Annotated in this window: 21 protein-coding genes; 6 read left to right on the forward strand and 15 right to left on the reverse strand. The window is 66.4% G+C overall.

Annotation, left to right across the window (positions count from 1 at the left end):
• Positions 1–252 precede the first annotated feature (252 nt).
• Positions 253–1,758: a S10 family peptidase gene (locus WBP07_RS13700; RefSeq protein ID WP_395391820.1), complete on the forward strand. Its 1,506-nt coding sequence runs from the start codon at positions 253–255 to the stop codon at positions 1,756–1,758.
• A 112-nt stretch (positions 1,759–1,870) separates the two neighbouring features.
• Here the strand turns inward: WBP07_RS13700 and WBP07_RS13705 are convergent, their stop codons facing one another.
• The 5 genes from WBP07_RS13705 to tsaD form a co-directional block, all read right to left on the reverse strand.
• Positions 1,871–2,521: a hypothetical protein gene (locus WBP07_RS13705; RefSeq protein WP_395395795.1), complete on the reverse strand. Its 651-nt coding sequence runs from the start codon at positions 2,519–2,521 to the stop codon at positions 1,871–1,873.
• Between the two features lie 169 nt (positions 2,522–2,690).
• Positions 2,691–3,410 (reverse strand): OmpA family protein, encoded by a 720-nt coding sequence (locus WBP07_RS13710; protein ID WP_395391822.1) that lies wholly within the window; start codon positions 3,408–3,410, stop codon positions 2,691–2,693.
• 42 nt (positions 3,411–3,452) lie between these two features.
• Positions 3,453–4,976: a lipopolysaccharide biosynthesis protein gene (locus WBP07_RS13715; protein ID WP_395391824.1), complete on the reverse strand. Its 1,524-nt coding sequence runs from the start codon at positions 4,974–4,976 to the stop codon at positions 3,453–3,455.
• Positions 4,973–5,986 (reverse strand): NAD(P)H-dependent glycerol-3-phosphate dehydrogenase, encoded by a 1,014-nt coding sequence (locus WBP07_RS13720; RefSeq protein WP_395391825.1) that lies wholly within the window; start codon positions 5,984–5,986, stop codon positions 4,973–4,975. Before WBP07_RS13720 ends, WBP07_RS13715 begins: the two co-directional genes overlap by 4 nt.
• The gene (gene tsaD, locus WBP07_RS13725; RefSeq protein WP_395391827.1) at positions 5,983–7,017 is read right to left on the reverse strand and encodes a tRNA (adenosine(37)-N6)-threonylcarbamoyltransferase complex transferase subunit TsaD; all 1,035 of its coding nucleotides are present in this window, start codon (positions 7,015–7,017) and stop codon (positions 5,983–5,985) included. Before tsaD ends, WBP07_RS13720 begins: the two co-directional genes overlap by 4 nt.
• 60 nt (positions 7,018–7,077) lie before the next feature.
• On the opposite strand from tsaD, the gene hemC reads away from it, so the two are divergent.
• The 3 genes from hemC to WBP07_RS13740 all read left to right on the forward strand — a co-directional run bounded on the left by hemC (position 7,078) and on the right by WBP07_RS13740 (position 9,669).
• Positions 7,078–8,031 (forward strand): hydroxymethylbilane synthase, encoded by a 954-nt coding sequence (gene hemC / locus WBP07_RS13730; protein WP_395391828.1) that lies wholly within the window; start codon positions 7,078–7,080, stop codon positions 8,029–8,031.
• Positions 8,032–8,099: 68 nt separating this feature from the next.
• Positions 8,100–8,729, forward strand: a complete 630-nt coding sequence (locus tag WBP07_RS13735) for a uroporphyrinogen-III synthase (protein ID WP_395391830.1) — start codon at positions 8,100–8,102, stop codon at positions 8,727–8,729.
• Positions 8,730–8,748: 19 nt separating this feature from the next.
• Complete coding sequence (locus tag WBP07_RS13740; RefSeq protein WP_395391831.1) at positions 8,749–9,669, forward strand: hypothetical protein; 921 nt, start codon at positions 8,749–8,751, stop codon at positions 9,667–9,669.
• A 294-nt stretch (positions 9,670–9,963) separates the two neighbouring features.
• Here WBP07_RS13740 and WBP07_RS13745 read toward each other — a convergent pair whose 3' ends face one another.
• Complete coding sequence (locus tag WBP07_RS13745) at positions 9,964–11,208, reverse strand: FAD-dependent monooxygenase (RefSeq protein WP_395391833.1); 1,245 nt, start codon at positions 11,206–11,208, stop codon at positions 9,964–9,966.
• A complete protein-coding gene (locus WBP07_RS13750; protein ID WP_395391834.1) occupies positions 11,205–12,884 on the reverse strand; it encodes an alkaline phosphatase family protein in 1,680 nt (559 codons plus the stop codon). Before WBP07_RS13750 ends, WBP07_RS13745 begins: the two co-directional genes overlap by 4 nt.
• A 99-nt stretch (positions 12,885–12,983) precedes the next feature.
• Here WBP07_RS13750 and WBP07_RS13755 point away from each other — a divergent pair, with 99 nt between their 5' ends.
• Together WBP07_RS13755 and WBP07_RS13760 are read left to right on the forward strand one after the other, a co-directional pair.
• Positions 12,984–15,047 (forward strand): protein-disulfide reductase DsbD family protein, encoded by a 2,064-nt coding sequence (locus tag WBP07_RS13755; RefSeq protein ID WP_395391836.1) that lies wholly within the window; start codon positions 12,984–12,986, stop codon positions 15,045–15,047.
• 235 nt (positions 15,048–15,282) lie between these two features.
• Positions 15,283–15,414 carry a hypothetical protein gene (locus WBP07_RS13760; protein ID WP_395391838.1) on the forward strand — a complete coding sequence of 44 codons (132 nt, stop codon included), beginning with the start codon at positions 15,283–15,285 and terminating at the stop codon, positions 15,412–15,414.
• 20 nt (positions 15,415–15,434) lie between these two features.
• Here the strand turns inward: WBP07_RS13760 and WBP07_RS13765 are convergent, their stop codons facing one another.
• From WBP07_RS13765 to WBP07_RS13800, 8 genes are all read right to left on the reverse strand, one after another.
• Positions 15,435–15,590: a hypothetical protein gene (locus WBP07_RS13765; protein WP_395391840.1), complete on the reverse strand. Its 156-nt coding sequence runs from the start codon at positions 15,588–15,590 to the stop codon at positions 15,435–15,437.
• 66 nt (positions 15,591–15,656) lie between these two features.
• Positions 15,657–17,720: an MGH1-like glycoside hydrolase domain-containing protein gene (locus tag WBP07_RS13770; protein ID WP_395391842.1), complete on the reverse strand. Its 2,064-nt coding sequence runs from the start codon at positions 17,718–17,720 to the stop codon at positions 15,657–15,659.
• A 161-nt stretch (positions 17,721–17,881) separates the two neighbouring features.
• Entirely contained in the window at positions 17,882–20,713 is a 2,832-nt protein-coding gene (locus tag WBP07_RS13775) for a TonB-dependent receptor (RefSeq protein WP_395391844.1), read from the reverse strand.
• Positions 20,714–20,929: 216 nt separating this feature from the next.
• A complete protein-coding gene (locus tag WBP07_RS13780) occupies positions 20,930–22,372 on the reverse strand; it encodes a family 43 glycosylhydrolase (protein ID WP_395391846.1) in 1,443 nt (480 codons plus the stop codon).
• 98 nt (positions 22,373–22,470) lie between these two features.
• The gene (locus tag WBP07_RS13785; protein ID WP_395391848.1) at positions 22,471–23,487 is read right to left on the reverse strand and encodes an arabinan endo-1,5-alpha-L-arabinosidase; all 1,017 of its coding nucleotides are present in this window, start codon (positions 23,485–23,487) and stop codon (positions 22,471–22,473) included.
• A 2-nt stretch (positions 23,488–23,489) separates the two neighbouring features.
• Positions 23,490–24,122, reverse strand: coding sequence for a 2-dehydro-3-deoxy-6-phosphogalactonate aldolase (locus WBP07_RS13790; RefSeq protein ID WP_395391850.1), 633 nt, complete (start codon positions 24,120–24,122; stop codon positions 23,490–23,492).
• The gene (locus WBP07_RS13795) at positions 24,119–25,021 is read right to left on the reverse strand and encodes a 2-dehydro-3-deoxygalactonokinase (RefSeq protein ID WP_395391852.1); all 903 of its coding nucleotides are present in this window, start codon (positions 25,019–25,021) and stop codon (positions 24,119–24,121) included. Before WBP07_RS13795 ends, WBP07_RS13790 begins: the two co-directional genes overlap by 4 nt.
• Positions 25,018–26,595, reverse strand: coding sequence for an alpha-N-arabinofuranosidase (locus WBP07_RS13800; RefSeq protein ID WP_395391854.1), 1,578 nt, complete (start codon positions 26,593–26,595; stop codon positions 25,018–25,020). Before WBP07_RS13800 ends, WBP07_RS13795 begins: the two co-directional genes overlap by 4 nt.
• Between the last annotated feature and the right edge of the window lie 8 nt (positions 26,596–26,603).

Genomic DNA, 26,603 nt, shown 5'->3' on the forward strand with positions numbered 1-26,603 from the left:
CAGGCGGATTTTGGCGGCACCGGCCCACTCCCCCACCCGACCACCCACGAGTGTACCCTGATGGGTGGTCGGGTGGGGGAGTGGGCCGGTGCCGCAAGCTCGTCACGGATGTGACGAGCTTCAAACAAGGCACATCGCCCGTGTCGCATTTTAGGTAGTCACACTCTTGCCGTATACTATTTACCCGTTCTAAGCATCGGCCCCATCGGCGCCCCGCTCGCGGGCGCACTCAACAAGGGGTCGTACTTCCCGATGCGTACCGTTTCCCTCGCCTGCGTGGCGCTTTCGCTCGCCCTCGCCGCAGGCCCGGCCGCCACTTACGCGGCCGACAAGCCTGCCCCCGAAGCCAAGGATGAGAAGAAGGACGACACCCAGCTCGCCCCCTTCCCCGAAGCGAAGTCGATCAAGCAGTCGGCAGTGATCGGCGGCAAGACGGTGAACTACGTCGCCACCGTCGGTTCCCTTCCGGTCAAGGACGAGAAAGGCAAGACCATCGGCGAGGTGGTCTACACCGCCTATACCGTGCCCGGCGCGCCCACCACGCGCCCCGTCACTTTCGCCTTCAACGGCGGCCCCGGCGCGGCATCGGTCTACCTGAACCTGGGCGCCATCGGTCCCAAGCGCGTGCAGTTCGGCGCGCAGGGCGACGCTCCCTCCGATTCGGCAGTGCTGCGCGACAACGCGAATTCGTGGCTGGATTTCACCGATCTCGTCTTCATCGACCCGATCGGCACCGGCTTCTCGCGCAGCCGCGTCGATGCGGAGGCGACCAAGAAGGCGTTCTACACGTCCGAGAACGACATCAAGTACCTCAGCCGCATCGTCTATGATTGGCTGAACCAGAACGGCCGCCTGACCAGCCGCAAGTACCTGGCCGGCGAAAGCTACGGCGGCTATCGCGTGCCGCGTCTTGCCTACTATCTCCAGACGGAGATGGGCGTGGGCATCAACGGCATGACCATGGTTTCGCCCTACCTCGACCCGCCGGCCATCGGTGAGGACGATGCGCTGTCGCCGCTGCCGTGGATGATCAACCTGCCCGCGATGGCGGCCGGCCACCTGGAGCGCGAAGGCAAGCTGAGCGCCGAGAACATGGCGCCGATCGAGCAGTACCTGAAGACCGAATTCGTGGCCGACTTCCTGGCCGGCCCGAAGGACAAGGCCGCGACCGACCGCCTTTCGGCCAAGGTGGCAGAGATCACCGGGCTCGATCCAGCACTGGTCCGCCGCATGGACGGCCGCGTGGATATCGGCACCTATCTGCGCGAAATCCGCCGCGATCAGGGGCTGATCGGATCGGTCTACGATTCGAACTTCACCGCGTTCGATCCCTTCCCCGCCAGCGCCCGCCCCAAGTACGGCGACCCGCTGCTGACCACGCTGATCGCGCCCACCACGTCCGCCATGGTCGATTTCGTGACGCGTCAGGTCGGCTGGAAGGTCGATGCCCGCTACAACGCGCTATCGAACGAAGTGAACGAGGTGTGGGACCGCGACAACAGCGACAACCCGGTGAAGGATCTGCGCCAGGCGATCTCGATCGACCCGAAGATGACCGTGGACATCGTGCACGGCTGGGACGACCTTTCGTGCCCCTATTTCGGTTCGCGCCTGATCGTCTCGCAAATGCCCGAATTCGGCCGTGCGGACCGCGTGCACCTGCACATGTACCCCGGCGGGCACATGTTCTATTCGCGCACCGACAGCGGCGCGGCGCTGCGCCGCGACATCATGGAAAGCTATCGCGCCGGGGCTTGACGGTTCTGCGTGATGGTATCGGGGGCTGGTCATCGCACCGCCCCCTTCCGGATACGAAAAAGGGGCCGTGCCAGCGAAGGCACGGCCCCTTTTCTGTTCGGCGCCCGATCGATCAGAGCTTGCCGAACTTCGCCTCGTAATCGCCGGTATCGCCGCTGGCCAGCAGCTTGGCCTGCTCCACCCAGTTGTCGCGACGCGGGCGGCCAGCGAAGGCGCCCAGCTTGCCGTCCAGATCGTCCAGATCGGCATCGGTCCACGCGGCGATCTGGGCGAAGCGAGTGATCCCCAGCGACGTCAGCAGCGTCTGCATCTTGGGGCCGAGCCCCTTGATCTTGCGCAGATCGTCGTCCCCGCCGGTAGCGGCAGCAGGCGTGACCGGCGCGGCAACGGGTGCCGGAGCAGGCGCGGCGGCCGGTGGGGGGGCCGGTGTGGGGGCCGGCGTCTCGGGCTCGGCGGCGATGGTCTGCGGCGGTACCGCGTTGTCCACTTCCTCCTGCGCAGCCACCGCGATCACTTCGCCGATCCCGGCCATCAGGCCCGCCATCGCCGGCGGATCGATGTGAACGGGCGCGGTGAACTGCGCGGCGGGCGGCGCATCGTCTATCAGGGCCTGATTACGCTGCGCGGGCGCGGCGCCTTCGTCCAGCACGTCCGGACGGCGGTCGCGCGGTGCCGGCTTCGACGCCCGGGCGAACAGCCAGTAGGCGACGATGATGCCGATCAGCAGGGCGGCGATGAAGACCAGCCAGTTGGCCTGGATCATTTGCAGCACGAAACTATCCCTTCCGGTTCCACAGAAGCCAGCCGATGCCGAACCCCGCAAAGTAGGTCAGCAGCACCGAAACGGCCATTTCAAGCCATAGCGGCATGGGCAGCTCCTTTCATAGTCTTTCCGAGGCCCGGACGCATCAACTGGGGCATCAACTGAGCCATCAACTGGGCCCGGGCGTATCGATCGGCGTCGGCTTCACGGGCGCCGATGCGATCACGGAAAATTCGATGCGGCGATTGGCGGGATCGTTGGGATCCAGCCCCTCGATCGGTCGCTTGGAGCCTACGCCGGTGGCGCGCAGCCCATCGGCGGGGATGCCGCGCCCGATCAGCGCCCAGCGCACCGCCTCCGCCCGCGCGCGGGAGAGCGCGACGTTGGCCTCCGGGATGCCGCCGGCGTCGGTATGCCCGGTCACCGCGATGATGCTGCCCACGCAAGGCCGCAGCGCCTGTGCCACTTCGTCCAGCAAGCGCACGCTGGCCGGATCGATCTGCGCGCTCGCCTCTGTAAAGCGGATCGAGCGGCTGGCCAGGATCGCCTCGACATCGTCCTGACAGCGCAGCTTGGTCGATCCCGTGTCCTGCCCGGCCCAGCTGATCCCGCCGATTCCGGGCACTTCGGCCACGGCAGCGGCCACGCGCGTGCGGGTGGCATCGTCCAGCCCCTGCCCGCCGGAGAGGATCGGGTGGCGGGTAATCCATCCATAGCGATCGCGGAAGCGCAGAACGACGCTGCGCCCGCCCGCCGCATCGCGGACGGCAATGGCCTCCTGTTCCAGGCCCCGCACGAAATCCGGCCCCTCCACGCGGGTAGCAATGAAGGACAGGGCAAGGCTGATTGCAGCGCCCACGGCGACGATCGAGGCGCGGCGAGGATTCATATGGCTAGCCTAGACGAACTTTTACCGGACTGGAAAGGCGGCTCAGGCCGTCTTTGCCTTCTGGAACAGCTTCCGATCCTCCGGACCGAATGCCTTCCTCCAGATCACGAGGAAATAGGAGCCCAGGATGGCGGGAATGCCGAAGGCCAGTTCCGCCCACTCGGGCAGGAATTCGGTGGCGAGATAGCCGATGACCACCGCCGGCACCGCCGCCCATACCAGCGCCCAGCGCCAGTTGTTGATCGGTTCCCCCAGGAATTTCGCCAGCATGTGCGACTTCACCAGTGAAGCGAAGCCCAGAGAGACCATCAGCGCCGCCGCCGCCGTCGCCGCCTGATAGAGCGAATTGTACCCCAGGCGCTGCATCAGCAGGATGCCGCCGAAGGTCAGCACCGCCTGCACGCCGATGGTCACGATGGAGACGATCAGGTTGCGCATCTTGGCAACGTAGATCAGCGCCGCCTCGCTGACGACGGCGGTGGCCGCCACCACTTCGGCGGCCAGCAGGAACGCCAGCGCGCCGGTGCCGCCCACGAATTCACGCCCGACAAGGCCCATCACGCCCTCGCCCGGAAGCCCCAGTGCCAGCGCAATGCCGGCCTGCGCGGCGGTGATCCAGAAGCCCACCTGGCAGACCTGCCGGGCAATCGCGGCATAGTCCTTTTCCTTCAGGTTGCGCGTGATCACCGGGCCCAGCACCGGTTCGAAGCTGGTCTTCAGCTTCTGCGGCAGGCTGGCTACTTGCTGCGCGGCGTAATAGACGCCGACCGCCGACGATGGCGCCAGGAAGCCCAGCAGGAACAGATCGACGCGGCGCGTGCCCCATTCGATAGTGTCGGCCAGCGCGATCGGCGCCGAGCGGAGCGCCAGCTTGCGCATTTCGCGCGGCTTGGGCCGCCAGCCGCGCGGCATGCCGTATTCGCGCACGAAGGGAATGAACGCGGTCAACGCCGCCGCGAAGATCGAGCCGATATAGGCGATCGAAAGCCCGCTATGCGGTGCGATCCAGATCATCGCCCCGGCCAGGATGGAGATCGTCCAAGGCTCCACGATGGCGCGCGACCAGACCGTGGGAGTCACTCGCAGGCGATAGGCCAGCGCCGCCAGCCAGATTTCGGTCATCGTCAGCGGCGGGATGGCGATCACCATCAGCCGGTCGATTTCCGTGTAGTGCCCGCCCGGGAACATCGGCGCCGGCACGAAATAGAAGAACAGCGCGGCCGAGAAACTGGCGATCAGGGCCAGGATCGTGCCGTCCGCAATCACGTTCGCCGGGTGGGTCTGCCCCTCGATGTTCGACAGGCGCAGCGCCAATCCGCGCTTCTCGCCCATCGTGCAGATCATCGAGGTCAGCTCGATCACCACCAGCGCCGAAGCGAAGCGGCCCAGCGCCGCCGGCCCGTAGACGGAGGCGCGGCCGGCAATGAACAGGAACGGGATGCGCGCGGCCAGGCGCAGGAAGAAGCCGAACAGGTTCGTCCGCCCGCCCTTGGCGAGGGCGGCGATATCGTCGCGCTCCTTTTCCGCCCGCACGCCTTCGTCGCGGGCAACGATGCCGTCGGTCAAAGAATCGGCTCCTGCTCGGCGCGCAGGGGGCGGGCGAGAATGTCGCTCACCACGTCGCGGGCGGGGGCCTTGCCTTCCAGCAGGCGGCAGACCGCATCCGCGATCGGCATCTCGATACCCCCACGCCTGGCCAGATCGACCAGCACCGGCGCCGTTGCCGCGCCTTCGGCCACGGTGGCCTTGCCGGCCAGCGCCTGCGCGGCGGTCTGTCCCTGACCCAGCGCAAGGCCGAGTGAGAAATTCCGGCTGGAAGTGGACGAACAGGTCAGCACAAGGTCTCCAAGGCCGCAAAGGCCCGACAGCGTTTCCGCCCGCGCACCGCGCGCCAGGCCGAACCGCAACATTTCCGCATAGCCGCGCGCGATCAGCGCGGCGCGCGCGTTCTGGCCGAGCTTGAGCCCTTCCACCACGCCGCAGGCAATCGCCAGCACGTTCTTGATCGCCCCGCCGACTTCCGCGCCTATGACGTCGTCGGAATAGTAGGGCCTCAGTGCCGGCCGCGCGATCAGCGGCGAAAGCCGCTCCCACTGCGCGCGTCCGCCCGAACAGGCGAGCGTGACCGCGGTGGGCAGGCCGGCGGCCACTTCATGCGCGAAAGTCGGGCCGGAAAGCACGGCGATCTGGGCACCGGGCACCGCCTCCGCCGCGACTTGTGCCATCAGGCGGCCGGTGCCGGCCTCGATACCCTTGGCGCAAAGCACGATATCGCGCGCCCCGCCCGCAAAGCCGAGGTCCGGAAGACGCGCCAGCACGCCGCCCAGGAACTGCGCGGGCACGACGGCCAGCAGCGCCGGCAGCGCCGCCAGTTCGGCAAGGTCGGATGTCGCGCGGATGCTCGGCGCCAGAGTAGCGGCCGGTAGATAAACGTCGTTGTGGCGGGTTTCGTTGATGCGCGCGGCAAGCTCCGGCTCGCGCGCCCAGAGCAGCACTTCGCTGCCATCGCCGGCAGCGGCCTGCGCCAGTGCGGTGCCCCAGGCGCCCGCGCCGATCACGCCAAGAGGCGCGTTCATGCCTTCACCCCCGCACCGCGCACGGCCCCGGCCTCGGGATCGAGCGGCCAGCGCGGCCGCGCGGCAACGTCCAACGGATCGGACTGGCCGAGTGCAAAGCGCTCCACCCCGGCCCAGGCAATCATCGCCGCGTTGTCAGTGCAGAGCGCCAGCGGCGGCGCCACGAAATCGAGGTCGTGCTCGGCCGCCAACGCCTCCAGCGCACCACGGATCGCCTTGTTGGCCGCAACACCACCGGCAACGACCAGTGCGTTCACCTTGCCAACCGAAGCCAAGGCCCTGCGCGCACGGTCGATCAGGCAGTCGATCGCCGCCTGCTGGAACGAGGCGGCGATATCGGCATCGCTGTACTGGCCGGATTGCTTGGCGCGCATCACCGCGCTCTTGAGCCCGGCGAACGAGAAGTGCGGCTCATCCGAACCCTTCAGCGGGCGCGGCAGCGGCACTTTCTTCGCGTCACCTTCCAGCGCCAGTCGCTCCATCGCCGGGCCACCGGGATAACCCAGGCCCAACAGCTTGGCGGACTTGTCGAAAGCCTCACCCAGCGCATCGTCGATGGTGGTGGCCAGACGGCGGAACTTGCCCACGCCTTCCACCAGCAGAATCTGGCAGTGGCCGCCCGAAACGAGCAGCAGCATATAGGGATATTGCAGATCGCCATCGGCAAGACGCGGCGACAAGGCGTGGCCTTCCAGATGGTTGACCGCGATCAGCGGCTTGCCGGTCGCCATGGCCAGCGCCTTGGCAGTGACCAGCCCAACCATCACCCCGCCGATCAAACCCGGCCCGGCAGTGGCGGCAATGGCGTCCACATCGTCCAGCGTCATGCCGGCATCGGCCAGCGTTGCTTCGATCAGCGGGGCAAGGCGTTCGGCATGGGCGCGCGCGGCGATTTCGGGCACGACACCGCCATAAGGCCGGTGCGCCTCGTCCTGCGAGGCGATGCGCTGTGCCAGAATCGTGCGGTCGCTGGTTACCAGCGCTGCCGCAGTCTCGTCGCACGAGCTTTCGATGCCCAGTATCGTGCTCATCTTTTTAATACCCTGAACAGCCTTCCACTGAACGACATTGGCGGGTAGCACAACCCGCCGATGACGACGCCAACCAAAACGCATGAAACCCATTTCCGCCTCGGCACCCGCCGTTCGCCGCTGGCGATGGCGCAGGCCGAGGAAGCGCGCGACCGGCTTGCCGCCGCGCATGGAATCGATGCAGCGCATATAGAGATCGTGGCGGTGACCGCCAGCGGCGATCGCATCCAGGACCGGGCGCTGGCCGAAATCGGTGGAAAGGCGCTCTGGACCAAGGAATTGGACGCCTGGCTGGCCGATGGAGAGATCGATTTCGCGGTCCATTCGGCCAAGGATGTCGAGACGATCCGGCCCGATGCCTTCGCAATCGGCGCGATTCTGCCGCGTGAAGACGTGCGCGACGTGCTGGTGGGCGCCGAATCGATCCGCGCGCTGCCGCAAGGTGCCGTGGTCGGCACCAGCGCCCCGCGCCGCGCCGCGCAACTGCTCCACGCCCGGCCGGATTGCAAGGTGGTGACTTTCCGCGGCAATGTGGCCACGCGCCTCGCCAAGCTGGCAGCCGGGGAGGCGGATGCCACGTTCCTCGCCTCTGCCGGCCTCAAGCGCCTTGGCGAAAGCGGCACCGGCCATCCGCTGGATGAGAACGACTGGCTGCCCGCCCCCGCGCAGGCGGCGATCATGATCGAGTGCCGCGCCGATGACGCGCGCACGAAGGCCTTCCTCGCCGCCGTCGACCACATGCCCAGCCGCGCCGCCGTGGAGGCGGAACGCGCGCTGCTCGCCGGGCTGGGCGGCAATTGCCACAGCCCGATCGCCGTACTGACGCGCCACGAAGGCGACGACCTGTTCATGCGCGCCGCGCTTTACAGCCCCGATGGCGCCGAGAAGGTGGAGGGCGAGGCCCGCTTCGCCGCCGGCGACGCGCAAGGCCCCGCCGCGCTCGCCGCCGATCTGCTGGCGCGCGCGGTTCCGGCGATTGCCGTTCACTTCGCCGGGGTCGGAGCGGAGAGCTGACCGGCCTGCCCCTCATCGTCATCCGGCCCGAGCCCGGCGCGCGCGCGACATGCGCGGCGGCGGGCGAAATGGGCCTCGACGCCCGTGCCTTCCCGCTCTTCGCGATCCGCGCGCGCGACTGGGAGCCGGTGGCGCGCGAGGCGGTCGACGCGCTGCTGCTGGGCAGCGCCAACGCCTTGCGCCACGGCGGCGCGGCGCTGGAACGCTATCGCGGCTTGCCCGCCTATGCCGTGGGCGAGCGCACCGCCGAAGCCGCGCGCAAGGCCGGGCTCGACGTGATCCTCACCGGCTGCGGGGGATTGCAGGGCGTGCTGGGCCGCATCGATCCGGCCCATCGCCGCCTGCTGCGCCTGGCCGGGCGCGAGCGGATCGTGCTGGACGTTCCGCCTGGCCTCTCGATCACCACTCGCGAAGTCTACGCCAGCGAGGCGCTGCCCCTGCCGGACGGGCTGAAAGCATTGCTGGCGATACCTGCCGTCGTCCTGCTCCATTCCGGCGAAGCTGCCGCCCATTTCGCACGCGCCTGCGCCGAAGCCGGGATCGACCGCGCCCAGATTCGCCTTGCCGCCCTTGGTCCGCGCATCGCCGATGCTGCCGGCAGCGGTTGGGCCGCCATCGCCATTGCCCCAGAACCCAACGATGCCGCATTGCTGGCCTTGGCCCGCGACTTGTGCCAAGGCTTTACGCCGGGATCGTGATCTTACAGAAACGAGCGTGATGCAGGACCTGACCTCGCAGCCTTCCTTGATGCCGCACCGCCCGCGCTCCCGCGCCGGGGCGGTCTTCGTTGCGCTGCTCGCCTTCCTGCTGGGCGGCGCGCTGGCGCTGTGGGGCGCGCAGGAGGGTTATTTCGATCGCCTGCTGCCCGGTCATGAGGCGAACCCGCCGGCCGCACCGGTGGCCGTGGCGCCTGCCCCCGCACCGATCGTGACCGGCAAGCCCAGGCCGCAGGACATGGCCGCGCTCACTTCGGTGGAGGGCCGCGTCGCGCTGCTGGAGGATCGCCTGTCGCGCATCGATTTCCAGACCGACGCCGCTTCCGGCAATGCCGCCCGCGCCGAAGGCCTGCTGATCGCTTTCGCCGCCCGCCGCATGATCGACCGGGGCGAACCGCTCAGCTACGTGGCCGACCAACTGCGCCTGCGCTTCACCAATGCCCAGCCGCAGGCGGTGGAGACGGTGATCGAGTTCGCCAAGAACCCGGTAACGCTGGACGAGCTTTCCGCCCGCCTCGAAGCGCTTTCGCCCGAATTGAGCGAAAAGCAGAGCGACGAGAGCCTGTGGCAGAAGGCGCGCGCCGAACTGTCGAGCTTCTTTACGGTGCACCGCGATTCCTCGACGCTGCTTTCGCCTACCGCGCGCATCGACCGTGCCCGGCTGATGGTGACTGCACGCCGCATTTCCAACGCCATCAGCGAAGTAGAGCGTCTGCCGAATGCGCAGGCGGCGGACACCTGGATCGCCGACGCGCGCCGCTATCAGGATGTGCAGAAGGCATTGGATCTGCTGGAAACCACCGCGATGCTGGAACCGCGCCGTTTGCAGGATTCGAACGGCACCGCCGTCAACCAACAGAGCCCGCTGGCAGCGCCGGGCACGGAGCCCATGCCGACGCCGGAGCCGACTGGCGAGGAGTGAGGGCGGAGCTTTGCGGCCACCCCGTCGCTCCCGATTGCTGATACCGGCTACCACCACCTACACCCGCAAAACAAACCCCGTCATCCCCGCGAAGGCGGGGATCCCGCTTGTTCTTCTATCGGCAAGGCAAAAGGAAGCGGGGCCCCCGCCTTCGCGGGGGCGACGAGTGTTATGTTGATAGCTGGGTGCCTAAGTTGGCTGGGTGTCCAAGTTAGCTTCGGTCGCATAGCGGGCTTTGGATGTTCGCCGCTAAACTGCGCCGTCCAATCCTACCCGCGCAACCCGCGCGCAGTTTCAGCCCTGAAGCAGTTCCGGCAGCTTGCCCGACATGCCCCGCGCCTCATCCATGAAGAAGCGCTTCAGCGTCGGCAGACGCTGCACCGCGCCCATGCCCAACCGGCGCACCGCGCTCGGCAGGCGCCCCGGAATACCGAACAGACGGGTCAGCCCGTCGGTCACCGACATGACCATGAAGGCATCGAGGCTGCGCCACTTCTCGTAGCGCTTGAGCAGTTGCATGTCGCCCGGCTCCAGCCCCAGCCGCATGCCCTCGGTCAGCACTTCGACCAGCGCACCCACGTCGCGCAGGCCAAGGTTGAGGCCTTGCCCGGCAATCGGATGCATGCCGTGCGCGGCGTCGCCAATGACAGCGAGACGCTCGTCGATCACATGCCCGGCATGATGGAAACGCAGCGGATAGCTCATGCGCGGGGCCGAGAGTGAGATCTTGCCCAGCACGCCCTGCATGCGGCTTTCGACCTCGTTCACGAACATCGCATCGTTCATGGCGATCACGCCGGCCGCGTCCTTTTCGGACACCGTCCAGACCAGCGCGCTGCGGTGGCGGCCTTGCACATCGTCGAGCAGCGGCAGCAAAGCAAAAGGCCCGGCCGGGTAGAAGATTTCCCAGGCGGTGTTGTCGTGCGGCTTTGTATGGAACAGCCCCGTCACCATCGCGCGGTGCTTGTAGTCCCACTTGGCGAGCGCAAAACCGGCCTCGTCACGAGTGGGCGACTGGCGCCCCTCGGCAGCGACCAAGAGGCTGGCCTTGAGCACGCGCCCGTCGCTCAGTTCCACTTCCACACCGTGCGGGCCACGGTCGCGGCGAACGGCTTCGGTCTTCACATGCCAGGCGATATTCGGCTCGCCCTTCGCCGCATCGAACAGGGCGATGCGCAAGTCGCGGTTGGCGAACATGCGGCCCAGCGTGCCTTCGTCGGGCTTCGGCGTGAAGTCGATGCGGCCGGGCTTCATCCCGTCGGTAACGGCGATCGAATCGATCGGGCAGCCAAGGCCCGTCAGCGCCGGCGCGAGGCCGATGTTGCTGAACAGGTTCCAGCTTGCGGTCGAGATGGCAGAGGCGCGGCCATCCGCGCCCTCTGCCGTCAGGTCCGCCGGATCGGCACGGTCGATCACGTGGCTGGTGATCCCCGCCCTCGCGGCCGCCAGCGCCAGCGTCATGCCGACGAGACCGCCGCCGAGGATGATCAGGTCGCGGCGATCCGCCGCTGTATCGAGCCTTGCTGCCGAGTCGTTCATCGACGGCAGCTATCGGCCTCCGACGCGTCGATGTCGAGACACCTTCCGTCCCAAGTGCCCGCAGGCGCGGACAAACCCACCGTTGCGGCCAGGGTGGGCGCGATGTCCACCGTCTCCACCGGCGTGGGCTGCTCGAACCCGGTCATGCCCTTGCGCCAAAACAGCATCGGCACGCGGCGGTCGTAATCCCACGGGCTGCCATGGGTGGCGACCTTGCCGGGCGAAGCCTTGCCGGGAACGACGCCGCGCTTGGTCAGCATCTGCACTTCGCCCGAGCGGCCGGGCACGAACGAGGCGCGCACCTTCTGCTCCATCGTCCAGTCCTGCGGATTGCCCTTGGGTTCGGGCCACTGCATGATCTGGTCCTGCGTGTAGACCGCCGCGATCTGCGGATTGGCCTTCAGCCGGGCGACGAGCGCCGGGATCACCTTGGCCTTGTCAGCATCGGTCAGTTCGGCGGAGAGCCAGACGCTGCCCGATTCGCCCGCACCATAGAACAGCGGGCCGTTCTTCACGGTGACCCCAGTATCCTGCGAGACGGCGGTAGCCAGCGCCTTGGCGATCAGCGCCGTATCGATCCGGCGGGCATCGGGATTGCCGCGAAGCTGCTGACGCTCCGGCGCGTCGAAACCGCCATGGTCGGCGCTGAGCACCACTTCATAATCGATCCCGCGCGCGTCCAGCTGATCGAACAGGTAACCCAGCGCCTGATCCAGCACGTTCATCTGCACGCACATCTCGACGCCTTCGGTGCCATAGGCATGGCCGACCTTGTCGGTGGCGGAGAAGCTGACCGAAAGCACGTCCGGCACCGCGTCCTTGCCCATGCCCAGTTCATCCACCATGCGCACGGCCATCTCGGCAGTGGCGGTATCGACGCGCGGGCCGTTCACGAACGTCTTGTAGTCGCCAGCCGCGACCGGGAAGCGCCAGGTGCCGATGGTGAAATCGCCGATCGGCGTCGCGCGGTCGACATTGCCGCACCAGCCGGGCACCGGCAGCGGACCGTCGCCGGCAGCGATACGGCGCGTGAGTTCGGCGTTCTCCGCCTCGGTCGCCTTGGAGATGCGGCGGTTGGCGAAGGTGGTGAAACCGTTGTCGCCGATCCAGTAGACCGCGTCGGTATCGTGGCCGCTCATCATCACTGCTGCGCGGTCCTTGGCGGAAACGGCGGCGTTGATGGTCTTGGGATTGGCCTTCTTCATCAGGTCGCCCAGCGTCGGCGCCATCAGGTGCCGGGCCGTCACCACCGGCTTGTCCGGCGAGGACTTGGGATCGGTCTCATCCTCGACGCAATAGACTTCCTTTTCGGCACGGGCGATCCCGGGCAGGAACCACGAGTTGGCCGTGATCCCAGTGCGCGCCGGATGTACGCCGGTCAGCAGCGTGGAGTGGCCGGGGCACGTCTCGGTCGCGGCGTGCGACTGGAAGCCCTGCGCGAAAACGGCGCCCTGCAGCAATCGCGTGAAGCCCTTGGCATAGTGCTCCCGGTATTGCGCAAAGAGGTCTGCGGAGAACTGATCCACCGAGATCGCGACGATCAGCTTGGGCGCGTCGGCCGGCACCTGCTCGGTCACCGCCGGCATTGCCGGCACAGCAGCGGGCGCCTCCTTCGCCATGGCCGGCGCAGCCAGAGCCATGGCCATCGAAGCGAGCGAGCAGGTCAGAAAGCGCATCGGGGGGTCTTCCTTGAAATCTGGACGGGTTGGGCGCAGATGCTTGGCTTGATCGGATCGCGAGAGCGACGCAACCCACGATCAACGCTCGGGAGTTTCATGAAAACGCGCCGCTATCGCCTCTCCATGACAGTCCTGTGGCAATTGCTGGCGTTGCTTCTGCTGCCCCTCGTTGCCCATGCGCAACCGGGGGCGACGCCGCACATCGCCGCCGAACTGGTCGCCCCCCCCGCCACGCCGGGCGGCGAGGCCACGGTAGCGATCCACATGACGCCGGAGAAGGGCTGGCACGGCTATTGGTCGAACCCCGGCGACGCCGGGCTGGGCATGCAGTTGGACTGGACGCTGCCGACCGGCGCGAAGGCCGGTACGCCGAAATATCCGGTGCCGCAGACCTTGGTGGTGTCCGGCCTGATGAACCATGTGTTCGAGCATGATTACGCCGTGCTGGTGCCGATCACCCTGCCCGCCAATGCCGCGCCGGGCAGCCGCCTGCCGATACGCGTCGCCGCACAGTGGCTGGCCTGTACGGAGCAGATCTGCGTGCCCGAACAGGCCGATCTGGCGGTCGAAATCCCGGTCGTCGCCAAAACCGCCGCGCCGGACGCGCGCTTTGCCGAATGGACGCGCCGCCTGCCCGCCCCGCTGGACGCCAGCGGCACTTTCGCGCTCGATGGCAAGGCGCTGCGCCTTGCCATCCCCCTGCCCGCCTCAACGCCGCTGGCATCGCCGCACGTCTTCATCGGCGAAGACAAGCTGGTGGACTATGCCGCCACCCAGGTCTTCGCCTGGAACGGCGACAAGCTGATCGTCACCATCCCGCGCGCCAAGCTGGACGCGCGCGACGCGAGCGCGCTGACCGGTGTGCTGCGGCTGGACAATGAGGGCAACGGCATCGCCTTCTCGGCGAAGCCCGGCGCAGTGCCGACGGGGGGCACGCCGCTCGCCACCGATGCCACTCCGACGCCTGCGCTAGCATCGCTGCCGCTGCTGCTGTTGGCGGCACTCGCGGGCGGGCTGTTGCTGAACGTCATGCCCTGCGTCTTCCCGATCCTCAGCCTCAAGGCGCTGAGCCTTGCCCGCGCGGGCGAGAGCGAGGCCCATGCCCGGGTCGAGGGGCTGGCCTATACTGCCGGCGTCGTCGTCGCCTGCCTCGGGCTTGGCGGCGCACTGCTGGCATTGCGCGCGGGCGGAGAGGAAGTGGGCTGGGCCTTCCAGCTTCAGGAGCCGCTGGTCGTCGTCGCGCTGCTGCTGCTGGCCGCCGCGATCACTGCCAACCTGCTGGGCCTGTTCGAACTGACCGTACCGGGCTTCGTCTCCGGCGGATCACCCTCCAGCTTCACGCGCGGGGCCTTCATCACCGGCCTGCTGGCCGCCTTCGTGGCGACGCCGTGCACCGGGCCTTTCATGGCCAGCGCGATGGGCGCGGCGCTGCTGCTGCCGGTGCTGCCGGCGATGGCGCTGTTCGCAACCTTGGGCATCGGCATTGCGCTGCCATTCCTGGCGATCGCCTTCATCCCGCCGCTGCGCCGACGCATGCCGCGCCCCGGTGCATGGATGGTCACGTTCCGCCGCTGGCTGGCCGTGCCGATGGGCCTGACCGCGCTGGCGCTGGCATGGCTTACCTGGAAGGTGGGCGGGCCGTGGTTCGCCGGTAGCGCCCTCATCGGCCTGGCCCTCGTGCTTGCCGCCCTGTTCGTGATGGGCCGCACCCAGCGTAAGGGCGGCTCAGCGCGCCCGGCAGCGGCCATCGCCCTTGCCATCGCAGTCTTTGCGCTGGTCGTCCTGCCGCAGCCAGTTGCCCCCGTCGCGGCCGCCGATTCCATCCTGGGGGCCAAGCCCTTCAGCGAGAAAGCGCTGGCCGATGCCCGCGCCGCCGGAAAGCCGGTGTTCGTCTGGATGACTGCCGACTGGTGCCTGTCCTGCAAGGTGAACGAGGAAGTCGCCATCGAACGCGCCGAGACCAAGGCGGCGTTCGACAAGGCCGGCGTCGTCGTGCTGCGTGGCGACTGGACGCGCCGCGATCCGGAGATCACCCGCTACCTCACTGCGCAAGGTGCCGCCGGGGTGCCGCTCTATGTCTGGTACGGGCGCGACGGCAAGTCCATGCAACTGCCACAAGTGCTGACGCCGGACCTGCTGGCCAGCGCGGCTGGCCGGTAAGCCGGACACCGGAAGCGGCGAAATTTCGCCACTAGGGCCCTCACCGTATTGTCTACCAAATGAGTTGAGATAAAATGGAGGCATTCAGGGACGTATTCCAAGTCGACCTGTGAAAACTGATCGAGGAATTTGGCCCATGTATCATGCCGCAATCCCCATCCCCCCGAACCGAATCGAAGCCCTTTGCCGCGTTCCCCATTTCCGCGCCTCTTCTGCGACGCCGGCTGACCGGAAAGTGGCAAAGCCCGTGAATCGCGTCGCGACCGGCGAATACGAGGCCATCCGGCGCCGCCCCCTGCTGGGACTGGCGCTGGCAACCGGGCTCTCGGCGATCTGCTGGGCAGGACTTGCCGCACTGGTTTTCTGAACCGGCGCCACGCCGAGCGCCTACTGCGTCTCGTGCTTGAACAGGCCCATGAACAATACCGCGCAGACCACGTGGACGGCCACCACGCCGGCCAGCCACATCGGCATCAGTGCGGAAAGGTCGACATAGCAGGAAGCCCCTGCGACGAGCGATGCGAATGGATATCCGTGCGACATGCGCGGATATAGGCCTCAAACGCGGTTAATTCCGGTTTGAAGTGCCGGGTTTACGCATAGGTAAGGTTAAATTTTTCCACCTGCAAAGGCCTTGATCTCGGCCAGACGGATCGCCTTGCCGCTGTTCGGCGTCATCGTCACGCGCAGGCGCTCGGCCGTAACCGGCGACCACGCAAGCCGCGTCACGCCATTGGCCAGCGGCGCGGCCGTGGGTGCCGCAACCTGCTGCCAGCGACCATCCATCCACGCCTCGACCACGACCTTGCGGGGCGCGGCGAACTTCGCGCCGTCGGCAAAGAACGCCAGCTCGGTGCTGCCCAGCGTGACCGGCTTGCCGAAATCGACCGCGTACCACTGGTCCGCCTTGCCAGCCGCCGAGTCCCAACCATTGGGAAGCTCCGGATAGAACCACGCGCGGCCGTCGACGGCATCGTGCAGGTTCTCCGCCTCGCCGCCCGAAGAGGCAGAGGCCTTGGGGAAGTTACGCCGCACCAGTTGCACCGCCAGATTGGTCTCCCGCGCGATCGGCGCATTGGCCTTGCGCGCCAGCGGCACTTCCACACGGCCAAGATCGTCGCGATGGGCCACTTCCTTCCCATCGACGGCAACGGTCAGCCCCTTGCGGCCATAGCGCTTGCCGTCCACGTCCCAGGTCACCGAAACCTCGTGCCCGTGATAGGGCACGCGCTCGACATGGAACCAGCCCAACGCCTGCGCATCGCTCGCGGCGGGTAGCAGCGGGTTCACCTCCAGCACGTCGTCCGCACGCGGGCGGATGCCGACCAGGCCGGTCATGATCAGATCGACGTAGCCCGAGTGGAAATAATGATGGCTGCGGTCCAGCCCGACGATCGGCTTGCCGGTCTCCGGATCGTAGTCCTCTTCCAGATCCAATCGCGTGCCCTGATAGTGCAGCTGCGTATACTGCCGCAGCATCCGCATATAGTCGCTGCGGGTCACCGGGCCGTGATCGTCGTAGTGATCGAGCAGATTGCCCATCGCCGCCAGCACTTGCGTCGTCTGGTAGGGCCAGATCGGCCCGTTCCACTGACACTCGCGCGCATCGCCCAGATAGCGATACTGGCGCATGTAGTACTCGTACCCCTTCTCGACCGTGCGCATGCCCGCCTTGCCGGCCAGCGCATTGGGATCGAGCAGGTGCGACCATGCCGAGGCGTACTTGCCGTCGTCCGGCACCATGTCGAACATCCATGGCAGGTAGCCGACCAGCTCGCGATTGCGGATCGGCGCCCAGTACTTCACGAATTCGTTGTCGACCTGGTAGCGATCGGCGAAGTGGCCCAGCGCGGGGTTCCACAAGTCCTGCAGCACATGCGCCTTCAGCGCATCCGCCCGGTCGGCATATTCCTTGGCCATCGCGGTGTCGCCGGCCAGTTCCGCCATCTTCGAAAGCGCGCGGGCATTGGCGAACATGTAGCTGTTGACCGAAGGGCGGAAGGAATCGCCGCCTCGGAACCCGTCCTTGCCGCCCGATGCGTCGATCGAGGAGACGGTGTACTCGGTCGCGTCCAGTAGCGGCTCCACGAAGTAGAGGCCCTTGGAGAAATCGAATTTCTCGTCCCACAGGCGGTATACGTGGCGCATCGTCTTCAGGTGCGCGAGCAGCGCCTGCCTGTCGCCATCGACGAGGTAACGGCCCCAGACCGAGTCCGCCATGTAGTCGGTAAAGTGGCGGTCGTTCCCGCCCTCATACATGAAATTGACGTAGTCGTCGGTGAAGCGGCGGTCGTTCAGCCAGCGCCCTTCGGCGATGTGGAAGCCGCTGGCGTCGTTGAGGCTGGCGAAAGGTTCGCGCTGCCAGCCCACATCGTCCGCGAATTCGGTGGTGATATAGCCCTGCGCGCCCAGGTCGCGCTGGTGCGCGCGGAACAGGCCCCAGCGGTAGTAGTAGACCGCATCGATCTTGGGATCGGCACTTTCGAAGAAGGGTATGCGCTGCTGATACCAGGCAGCGTCGTTGCCGAAGCGGGCCTTCGCGATCGCGGCGATGTCGAGCTTCGGCTCGGCGCGGACGGCAGCAGAAGACGGGGCGGAAACGGCAGCGGGCGGGCTGGCCGCCGTGGCAAGAAGCGCCGCGGTGGCAAGGACAGTCCGTAGATTTCCGCGCATCGTTACCCCTTCATGGTCTCCCGTGCGTCAGGCAGCAATTTCCTAGAAAAAACAAGAGCGGCCGGTCCCCGGGGTGTGTTGGGAGAGGAATCCCCGGGAACCGGCCGTCCGAAGCAGCCCACGACGCGGAATGGCGGTGCGTCGCGGGCTGCCGATAGCAATTAGAACTTGAAGCGGACGCCGGCCGCGAACGTACGGTCGATCAGCAGCGTGCTTGAGTTCATCGTCACCGGACCGCCCGCAGTGTCGTACTTGTAGTAGTTCTGCTGCTTCGACTTGGTCAGGTTGGTCGCGTCGAAGGTCAGACCGATGTCCTTGGTGATGGCCCAGGTGATCTGCATGTCGAGGCTGTTCTCAGGCTTGCGCCACATGCCGATCGGGTTGGCGAACGCGCGGGCTTCGTTGTTGTTGAGGAAGCCCTTGCGCCACACGTACGACAGACGTGCACCGATCGGACCGCGCTCATAAGCCAGCGTGGCGTTATACGAGAACTTCGAAACCGCGAAGAATGCCGACTTCGTGTAGACAATGTTGCCTGCCGTATCGGTATCCGGGATCGTCTGCGAAGAATCCAGCACCGTCGCGCTACCCTGGAAGCCCAGGCCGTTGAGGATGCTGGGCAGGTAGGTCGGGAAGTAGGTCAGACCGATTTCCACGCCCTTCAGCACACCGTCAGACGCGTTGGTCGGGCGGGTAACCTGGAAGTAGTCGGTCGCGGTGCTGCCGACGATCGTGTTGTTCGGAATGTATTCCAGCGTGGTGAGCGGAACGACCAGGCCCTGGATTTCGCGGCGGAAACCGGTGACGTAGATCGCGCTGTTGCGTTCGAAGTACCATTCCAGCGCAATGTCGTAGTTCTTCGAGGTCGTAGCGCGCAGGTTGGCGTTGCCAGCGCTACCCGTGCCGAAGCCCAGACCCGACAGGTCACCCGTGAGCGAAACGTTCGGATTAAGATCACCGAACGCCGGACGACGCAGGGTTTCGCCGTAGTTGAAGCGCAGGCGCAGCTTCGGCGTGATCTCGTAACGAGCGGTGAAGCTGGGCAGGAACTTTACCTGGCCGGTCGAAACACCCGTACGGGCATAGTCGTTATAGCGATCGAAGTAGTCGTAATCGGTATCGACCGTGACAAGGCGCACGCCGCCTTCGATCATCAGCGGACGACCGAAGATATCGATCTGTCCGTCCGCCATCAGGTATGCAGCCAGCGTGACTTCGTTGATGTCGAAGACGCGGCCGAACGACATCTGGTCGGACAGCAGCAGGTTCGGGTTGGTCGCCTGATACATCGAACGGATAGCGTCGGCGTTCTTGTACAGCGCCGGGCCATTGGCCAGCACCCAGCTGGTCGGAACGTCCGCCTGACCATCGAAGAACCCGTTGTTGGTGAAGGAGTAGCCCTCACCCAGCGAAGCGAGCGTGGTGCCCAGGCCGCCAGCGCTCTGTTCACGCACGAAAGTGCTGGCGCTGCGGTTATCGTAGCGGAAGCCCGCCTTGATGCGGCGCAGGAAGCCTTCGTCCCAGTCGTAGTGACCGTCAAGCTGGAAGGTCCAGGCGCTGCCGGTGCTCTTGTTGCCATTGTCGAACAGGTCGCCAATGGTCCAGGCATTGGGATCGGTCAGTACTTCGGGCGTGCTGAAGCTGTAGGACGGGATACCGCCGCCGGCGTTGAAGTCGACATCAACGTCCAGCGGACCGCGATTGGTGCGCATGGCGAAGAACGAGGTCTGGTTCTTGCTGTCCTGGTAGGTCAGGTCAGCGGTGATCTTGCCGCGATCGCCCACGTCCCAGTCCGCGTTCAGGGCGTAGACGTAGCTATCGGTCTTGTTGGTCGCGTAATCGGCGCTGTTGAAGCCTGCCACCGCGCCGACCTGACGCGACTTGATGATGTTGGTGCCGTCGTACAGCTCGAACGTCGAACCCGGATTGGCGCCCAGGTTGCCCCACCAGTCGACGTAGCTGAACATCATCGAGTTGAAGGTGGTGCCGCGGAAGCCCGAATAGTAGAATTCGGCGGTGTAGGTCGAACGGTCGTTCGGTGCCCACTGGAACGCCGCGTTGATCGACGGACGCTCACGCTTGCCATAAAGGTCGGAGCTGATGACCGCGTCGCGCGACAGGTAGTAAGGCACATCGACGCCGTCGATGCTCAGCGTCGAACCCGGCGTGGTGGGCAGGCCCGCGTTCAGGCCCGGCGTCCAATACGGGTTGTTCGGATCGGTGTTCGGGAAAATGCGCTGCAGCGGCGTCAGCCACGTGTCCGAAGGCGGGTTTTCAGTGGCGAACGGCACCAGCGCGCCGGCCTGGACGTTCTGGTTGCGATACTTGGTGCGCGTGTAGCTGCCGTTGATCAGGAAGCCCATTTCACCGATGCCGGTTTCCCAGCGATCGCTGACCAGCAGCGACACGTTCGGATTGAACTTGTCGGCCAGCTCGCTGTAAACGCCGCGGGCAAGGCCGGAGATGGTGAAACCGTCGAAATCGAACGGGCGACGGGTAGCAACGTCGATCTGGCCGGCAAGGCCGAATTCCAGCTGGTCAGCCGCACGCGTCTTGTAGACGTCGATCTTCTTGACGAGGTTTGCCGAAACGTCCTGCAGCGCGAACGAAGTGCCGGCGGCCGTGAAGATGTTGCGGCCGTTCCAGGTGGTCACGGGATCGGACAGGCCACGGATCGTGATGGTGGCGGTTTCGCCGCCGGCGCGGTCGGTCACCTGGATACCGGTAACACGCTGAAGCGCTTCGACAACGTTGTTGTCGGGCAGCTTGCCCACGTCTTCGGCAACGATCGAATCGACGATCTGGATGTTGTTCTTGCGGCTGTTGATCGCGCCAACGATCGAGGCGCGAACGCCGGTAACGATGATGTCTTCGGCATTCGGCGCGGAATCATCGGCGACGGTCTGCGGGGCGGTGTCCTGAGCGTGAGCGACGCTGGCGAGGCCGAGCGCGAGAATGGATGCCGTACAGAAAGCAAATGGCTTGAGCGCCATGGATCAACCCTCCCATGTGGGGCTGGCCCATACCATGCCCCTTCGATTACTCAGACTAATTATTAGTCCGACTAATCGGGCGCAAGCGGAAAAGCGATCCTGGTGTAAAAAAGCTGAAACAAGTGTGGCACAATGGCCTCAGGCTATCGAAAGCCTGCGCCCGTCCGTTGCGGAATACCGCAACGGACGGGAAACATTGTCAGACTTATGCGGGTATTAGTCGGCCTTCCAGGCGCTTGCGGCGTCCTTGGCGCCGTCAATACGCAGACCATCGGGGGCGATGGCCACGGACTTCGCAGGTTCGCCCGCGGTGGCGAATCGCACGGCGCCGCCGCCGGCATCGGTGCGGCGGAACTTCTCCGCGCCGGGCTGCGCGCCGGTCGCCTTGATCGGGGCGATAGCCACCGAACCGTCCGGCTTGGCGACAAGGCAGTGGTCGCGCAGCAGGATCGGCGAGAGCATCACCGTGCCGTCGCCCGCATCCAGCGAGCGGAACTGCGTCTGCGGCAGCGGCACCTTGGCAGCGACAGTCTTGCTGCCCTCATGCGCCATGTACGTGCCGGGACGGGCGACCGAGATGAAGCGTTCCGGCAGCGGACCGTTGCCCACCGGCACGCCGAAGTCAGGTGCGCCCTTCTCGTCGAAGTACAGGCGCTGCACGCGGGCGTGGCGGTCCGGGTTCAGGAGCGGGTCGCCTTCGATCTTCTCGTAGTCGCGGCCGTGGTAGACCAGAAGGTCGCGCCCCTTCTCGTCCACCGTGAAGCTGTTGTGGCCCGGGCCATAGACCGAGGTTGCGACGTTGGTGGTAAAGACCGGCTTCTGGGACTTGGTCCAGGCGTGCGGGTCCATGAGGTCGGCGTCGGCATCGGCGCTGAGCAGGCCCATGCAATAGACCGCGCCGGTGCCGCTGGCCGAATAGGTCATCAGTACCTTGCCGTTGCGGACGATCACCGAAGGACCTTCGGCAACCTTGTACTGCTGGATTTCCCAGTCGAGCGTCGGCACCGTCAAGCGGATCGCCTTGGCCGCCGGGGTCAGCGCGTCCTTCATCGGCGCGAGATAGAGATTCGAATTGGTCTCGATCCCCGGCTCGCGCTGCGCCCAGGCCATGTAGCGCACGCCCTTGTGGTGGAACGAGGTCGAATCGAGGTTGAAGCTGTCCCACGGCGTCTTCAGTTCGCCCAGCACGGTCCACTTGCCGGCCATCGGGTCCTGCCCATCGCAGACCACGGCATAAGTGCGGATGCGGAACACATCGGCGCCGCCGCCGCTCGGGCCGGCAGCGAAGTAGATGACCCAGCGGCCATCGACGTAGTGCAGTTCAGGCGCCCAGAGAAAGCCGGACATCGGGCCGGTCTTCTCATGGCGCCAGAGCACCCGCTCCTCAGCATCAGCGAGACCGGCGACGGTCTTCGAGCGGCGCAGGACCAGGCGATCGTATTCGGGCACCGAGCCGGTCATGTAGTACCAGCCGTCCTCGGCCCGCAGGACGTAAGGGTCGGCGCGCTGCTTCACCAGCGGATTGATCGGCACCGGCGCGGCAGCCTGATCGGCGGCTTCCGAGGTGGCGTCGCCGGTGGCCTTGCCCGCCTTCGAGCAAGCGATCGGCAGCAGCGCGGCCGAAGCGGCAAAAGCGCGGCGTGACATGGAAAAGTTCATGGTGTCCTCTCCAGAGTTATCGTTGGGGGTGTTCGGCCCGGATCGCTCCGGGGAAAAGGACACCCCGGCCCGAAAGCCGGGGTGTCAGCTGGTGGGTCTCAGTATTGCGCCACGGGCCAGCCGTCGGCGCCCCAGACGATCGGCGCGATGCGCAGCGTCGGGCGGCCTTCGGCGGTCTTGTCGTAAGCGTGGTATGCCAGGTAGGTGGTGCCGTCCTTGTCGGTGAAGGCGCCTGCGTGGCCGGGGCCGCGGAAGCGCTGCTTCTCCTCCAGATCGGCGCGCAGCAGGATCGTGCCGCCGCCCTGCATCATGTCGCTGCCGTCCTTGCCCTTGTAGGGGCCGGTGATCTTCTTCGATCGCGAAACGACGGTGTAATAGGTGCTGTTCACGCCTTTGCAGCAATAGTCGTAGGACGCGATCAGATAGTACCAGCCGCCGTGCGGGATGATAAACGGCGCCTCGATCGGGGCCGGGCCACCTGCCGGAGCGGGGCGGCGGGCGATCGAATAGGGCTCGGTGCCCGGCGCGACCTTGCCGGTCTTCGGATCGAGCGGGAACAGCTTGATCCCGGTCCAGAAACTGCCGAGCGAGAGCCACTGGCGGCCTTGATCGTCAGCCACGAAGTTCGGATCGATGGCGTTGAAGTCGTCCTCATGCGTGGACATGACGACCAGGCCCTGGTCTTTCCAGCCATAGCCCTTGGCCTTGGGATCGAGCGTTTTGCTCGTCGCCAGGCCGATGGCCGAACGGTTCGAACCGAAGGTGGAGACCGAGTAGTAGAGCCGGTATTCGCCGTTCACATAGGAAATGTCCGGCGCCCAGATGCCCTCGGTGCCCGGCACCGCCTGCTTGGCCCAAGCCGGAATCTCGGCAAAGACCGAACCGGCGTCGGTCCAGTGCTTCAGGTCCTTCGACGTCTTGATACCGACATAGCGGCCCACGGTCGAAAAGATGTAGTAGGTGTCGCCCTCGCGGATGATGACCGGATCGTGGACCACAAGGTCCCCGGACATCTGCGAGTTCAGCGTCGGTGCGCCATCGGTCTGTTGGGCACCGACGCTGCCGGTCAAGCCCAGTGCAGCGAGACCGAGCAGAAACGAAAACTTGCGGATCATGCTCAGGCCCCGGCCGCGTTCCATGCGGCGATGATCTCGGCCGCCTTGGCGCCGACCGTCGCGGCATCGAAGCCGGGCTTGTAGAGGCTGCCGCCCACGCCGATGCCGAAAACGCCGGCCGCGCGGTATTCCGCGACATTCGCGGCGCCCACGCCGCCGACGGCCCAGACGCGGCTGTGCTTGGGCAGCACTTCGCGGATCGCCTTGATGTAGCTGCTGCCCAGCACCGAACCGGGGAACAGCTTCAGGTCGCTGGCGCCCGCCGCCACGGCGGCGAAAGCCTCGGTCGGGGTCAGGAAGCCGGGAAGCACGTCCATGCCCAGTTCGATCGAACGCTTGATGACGGCCGGATCGACATTGGGAGAGACCATGAAGGTGCCGCCCACGCCCGCCAGCGTCTCGGCCAGATCGGTGCCGATCACGGTGCCGCCGCCGATCGCCGCGCGGTCGCCCAGCGCTTCGGCCATGGCGCCGATCGAACCCGCCGGATCGGGCGAGTTGAACGGCACTTCGATGATGCGCACGCCGGCTTCGACCAGCGCTTCGCCGATTTCGACCGCTTCATGGGTCTGGATGCCGCGCAGGATCGCCACGACGGGAGCATGGCCTGCGGCCAGAACGTCTTCGATCTTCATGCCTTCTGTCCTTTCGCGATGGCGAGCCCGGCGAGGACCGCCACATCGCCATCGATCTTGCGCGAAGTGCAGCCACGGGCCGCCAGCGCGCGATCATAGAGCGCGGAAAGCGCCGGGTCGCCGATCAGCACCACCGAGATGCCTGCCGGAACTTGTGCGGCAACTTCGCCGCCGATCAGCAGGCCGGAGATATACCCGCGCGACCAGTCTTTCGAGCGTCCGTCGAGCATGCGCGCTGCGCGTGCCTCGAACAGCGCCCCGGTCAGCGGCTCCTCGCAGCGGTCGAGACCGCGCGCGAAACCGTCGTCAAAGCTGCCCTGCCCCGGCGTGTCCGGCCCGGTCAGCGTCGACTGGCCGGCCAGCAGCGCAAACAGTTCGCCGGTCGGATGGGTGCGGAAGCCGACGATCGTGCCGTTCACCACCGAGACCCATTTGCAGTGGGTACCGGGCAGCGCGATCAGATGCTCGCCCACCGCCAGTTCGGGATGGAGCGCGAGGGCGCCGAAGACTTGCGCCTCCTCGCCCCGCATCACTTCCGGCACGCCTTCGGAATCCTTGCAGCTCAGCCCCGGCAGAACCGAAACCGGGATGCCGGCCACTTCCAGCCGCGTGCGCGAGGACAGCCAGTGGGCGGCGTCCGCCGGGCAGGCCGCATAGCCTGCCGCGACGAGCGCACCGGGAGCGCCGGCCATGCCGCAGAGCACGACCTCGGACAGCGGGCCTTCCGCCTTCCAGACGTCCAGCCGTTCGGCCAGCGCGTCCTTGGCATTGCCGGCGAGCGCGCCCGGCCCATCGAGCCGGGCGTCGACATCACCGCCGTCCATACGGAACAGCCGCAGGCGAGTAGTGCCCCAGTCGCCCAAGACGAACCGGGGACTGGGGACGTGCTTCACGCTCATTGCAGTTCGAGCACCACGACCGACTTGGCCGGCAGGGTAACGACAAGATTGCCGCCCTGCACGCTCGCGCCCGAGAACGCTTCCGGCTTCACCACGCTGGGTGCGTCGAACGTGTTGTGCGAGTTGATCGCCGGGGCCGTCAGGATCTTGCCCGAGACCGCACCCGCCGAAACGCCGTCCAGCTTGATCGTCACGGTGTTCGACTGGTTGGGATCGAGGTTCGACAGACCCACGTGGATCTTGCCGTCCTTGCCCTTCACCGCCGAGCCACTGACGGCCGGCATCGTGAATTCGTCCTTCGCATACCACGGCGACTTGATCTGGATCGGCAGCACCGTGGCATCCTGCCACGGCTTGTACATGTCGAAGACCCAGTAGGTCGGCGTCAGCACCATCTTGCTGCCGTCGGTCAGGATCATCGCCTGCAGCACGTTCACCATCTGGGCGATGGCGGTCATGCGCACGCGGTCCGCATGCTTGGCGAAGATGTCCAGGTGGACCGAGGCGATCAGCGCGTCACGCAGAGTGTTCTGCTGGCGCAGGAAGCCCGGATGCGTGCCCGGATCCTGGGCGTACCAGGCACCCCATTCGTCGACCGCGAGGAAGACCTTCTTCTCGGGATCGTACTTGTCCATGATCGCCGAGTGCTTGGTGATCAGCTCGTCCATGTGGCGTGCGCCGTTCAGCGCATCGGCCCAGCCATGCTCGTCGAAATCGACGGCAGGCGCACGCGGCGGCCAACCACCGGCGGGGTGGACGTAGTAGTGGAGCGAGAGGCCGTCGACGCTACCGGCAGCGACACGCATCATCGTGTCGGTCCAGTTGTAATCATCGACGTTGGCGCCCGAGGCGACCTTGATGATCTTGGTGCCGGCGGGCGCCTTCACGAACGTCGCATAGCGGCGCGTTTCGTCGGCCGCGAATTCGGGACGCATGTTGCCACCGCAGCCCCACAGTTCGTTGCCGACGCCGAAGTAGGCGACGTTCCACGGTTCCTTGTGGCCGTTGCGCGCGCGCTCATCGGCCAGCGAGCCGGCAGGCGCGGTCATATATTCGACCCACTCGGCCATTTCGCGCGGGGTGCCGTCGCCGACGTTGCCGGCGATGTAGGCTTCCGCACCAACCTGACGCAGCAGTTCGAAGAATTCGTGGGTGCCCACCGCGTTGGGTTCGGTCACGCCGCCCCAGTGGGTGTTGACCTTGACCGGGCGCTTGTTCGGCGCGCCGATGCCTTCACGCCAGTGGTACTCGTCGGCAAAGCAGCCGCCGGGCCAGCGAATCACCGGAACCTGCAGTTCGCGCAGCGCGGTGACGACGTCGTTACGGAAGCCGTTGGTGTTCGGAATCTTGCTGTTCTTACCGACCCACAGGCCGCCGTAGATCCCCGTGCCAAGGTGCTCGGCGAACTGGGTGAACACTTCCTTGTGGTAGACCGGGCCGGGCTTGTCCGCCTCGATCGTGGCAGTGGTCGGCTGGCCGTTGGTATCGGCATGGGCCACCGTCGAAACCGTGCCTGCGAGCGCAGTGGCGCTCAGCAGGACGGCAGCGGTGGTGCGGCGAATCGCCTTCAACATTTCTTGTC

It is taken from the genome of Novosphingobium oxfordense, assembly GCF_044029435.1.
Taxonomy (GTDB): domain Bacteria; phylum Pseudomonadota; class Alphaproteobacteria; order Sphingomonadales; family Sphingomonadaceae; genus Novosphingobium.

Bases quoted from the DNA above. Each gene is read 5' to 3' on its own strand.
- WBP07_RS13700 (WP_395391820.1), top strand. From the start codon at position 253: ATGCGTACCGTTTCCCTCGCCTGCGTGGCGCTTTCGCTCGCCCTCGCC.
- WBP07_RS13705 (WP_395395795.1), bottom strand. From the start codon at position 2,521: ATGATCCAGGCCAACTGGCTGGTCTTCATCGCCGCCCTGCTGATCGGC.
- WBP07_RS13710 (WP_395391822.1), bottom strand. From the start codon at position 3,410: ATGAATCCTCGCCGCGCCTCGATCGTCGCCGTGGGCGCTGCAATCAGC.
- WBP07_RS13720 (WP_395391825.1), bottom strand. From the start codon at position 5,986: ATGAACGCGCCTCTTGGCGTGATCGGCGCGGGCGCCTGGGGCACCGCA.
- tsaD (WP_395391827.1), bottom strand. From the start codon at position 7,017: ATGAGCACGATACTGGGCATCGAAAGCTCGTGCGACGAGACTGCGGCA.
- hemC (WP_395391828.1), top strand. From the start codon at position 7,078: ATGACGACGCCAACCAAAACGCATGAAACCCATTTCCGCCTCGGCACC.
- WBP07_RS13735 (WP_395391830.1), top strand. From the start codon at position 8,100: ATGGGCCTCGACGCCCGTGCCTTCCCGCTCTTCGCGATCCGCGCGCGC.
- WBP07_RS13740 (WP_395391831.1), top strand. From the start codon at position 8,749: ATGCAGGACCTGACCTCGCAGCCTTCCTTGATGCCGCACCGCCCGCGC.
- WBP07_RS13745 (WP_395391833.1), bottom strand. From the start codon at position 11,208: ATGAACGACTCGGCAGCAAGGCTCGATACAGCGGCGGATCGCCGCGAC.
- WBP07_RS13750 (WP_395391834.1), bottom strand. From the start codon at position 12,884: ATGCGCTTTCTGACCTGCTCGCTCGCTTCGATGGCCATGGCTCTGGCT.
- WBP07_RS13755 (WP_395391836.1), top strand. From the start codon at position 12,984: ATGAAAACGCGCCGCTATCGCCTCTCCATGACAGTCCTGTGGCAATTG.
- WBP07_RS13765 (WP_395391840.1), bottom strand. From the start codon at position 15,590: ATGTCGCACGGATATCCATTCGCATCGCTCGTCGCAGGGGCTTCCTGC.
- WBP07_RS13770 (WP_395391842.1), bottom strand. From the start codon at position 17,720: ATGCGCGGAAATCTACGGACTGTCCTTGCCACCGCGGCGCTTCTTGCC.
- WBP07_RS13775 (WP_395391844.1), bottom strand. From the start codon at position 20,713: ATGGCGCTCAAGCCATTTGCTTTCTGTACGGCATCCATTCTCGCGCTC.
- WBP07_RS13780 (WP_395391846.1), bottom strand. From the start codon at position 22,372: ATGAACTTTTCCATGTCACGCCGCGCTTTTGCCGCTTCGGCCGCGCTG.
- WBP07_RS13785 (WP_395391848.1), bottom strand. From the start codon at position 23,487: ATGATCCGCAAGTTTTCGTTTCTGCTCGGTCTCGCTGCACTGGGCTTG.
- WBP07_RS13790 (WP_395391850.1), bottom strand. From the start codon at position 24,122: ATGAAGATCGAAGACGTTCTGGCCGCAGGCCATGCTCCCGTCGTGGCG.
- WBP07_RS13795 (WP_395391852.1), bottom strand. From the start codon at position 25,021: ATGAGCGTGAAGCACGTCCCCAGTCCCCGGTTCGTCTTGGGCGACTGG.
- WBP07_RS13800 (WP_395391854.1), bottom strand. From the start codon at position 26,595: ATGTTGAAGGCGATTCGCCGCACCACCGCTGCCGTCCTGCTGAGCGCC.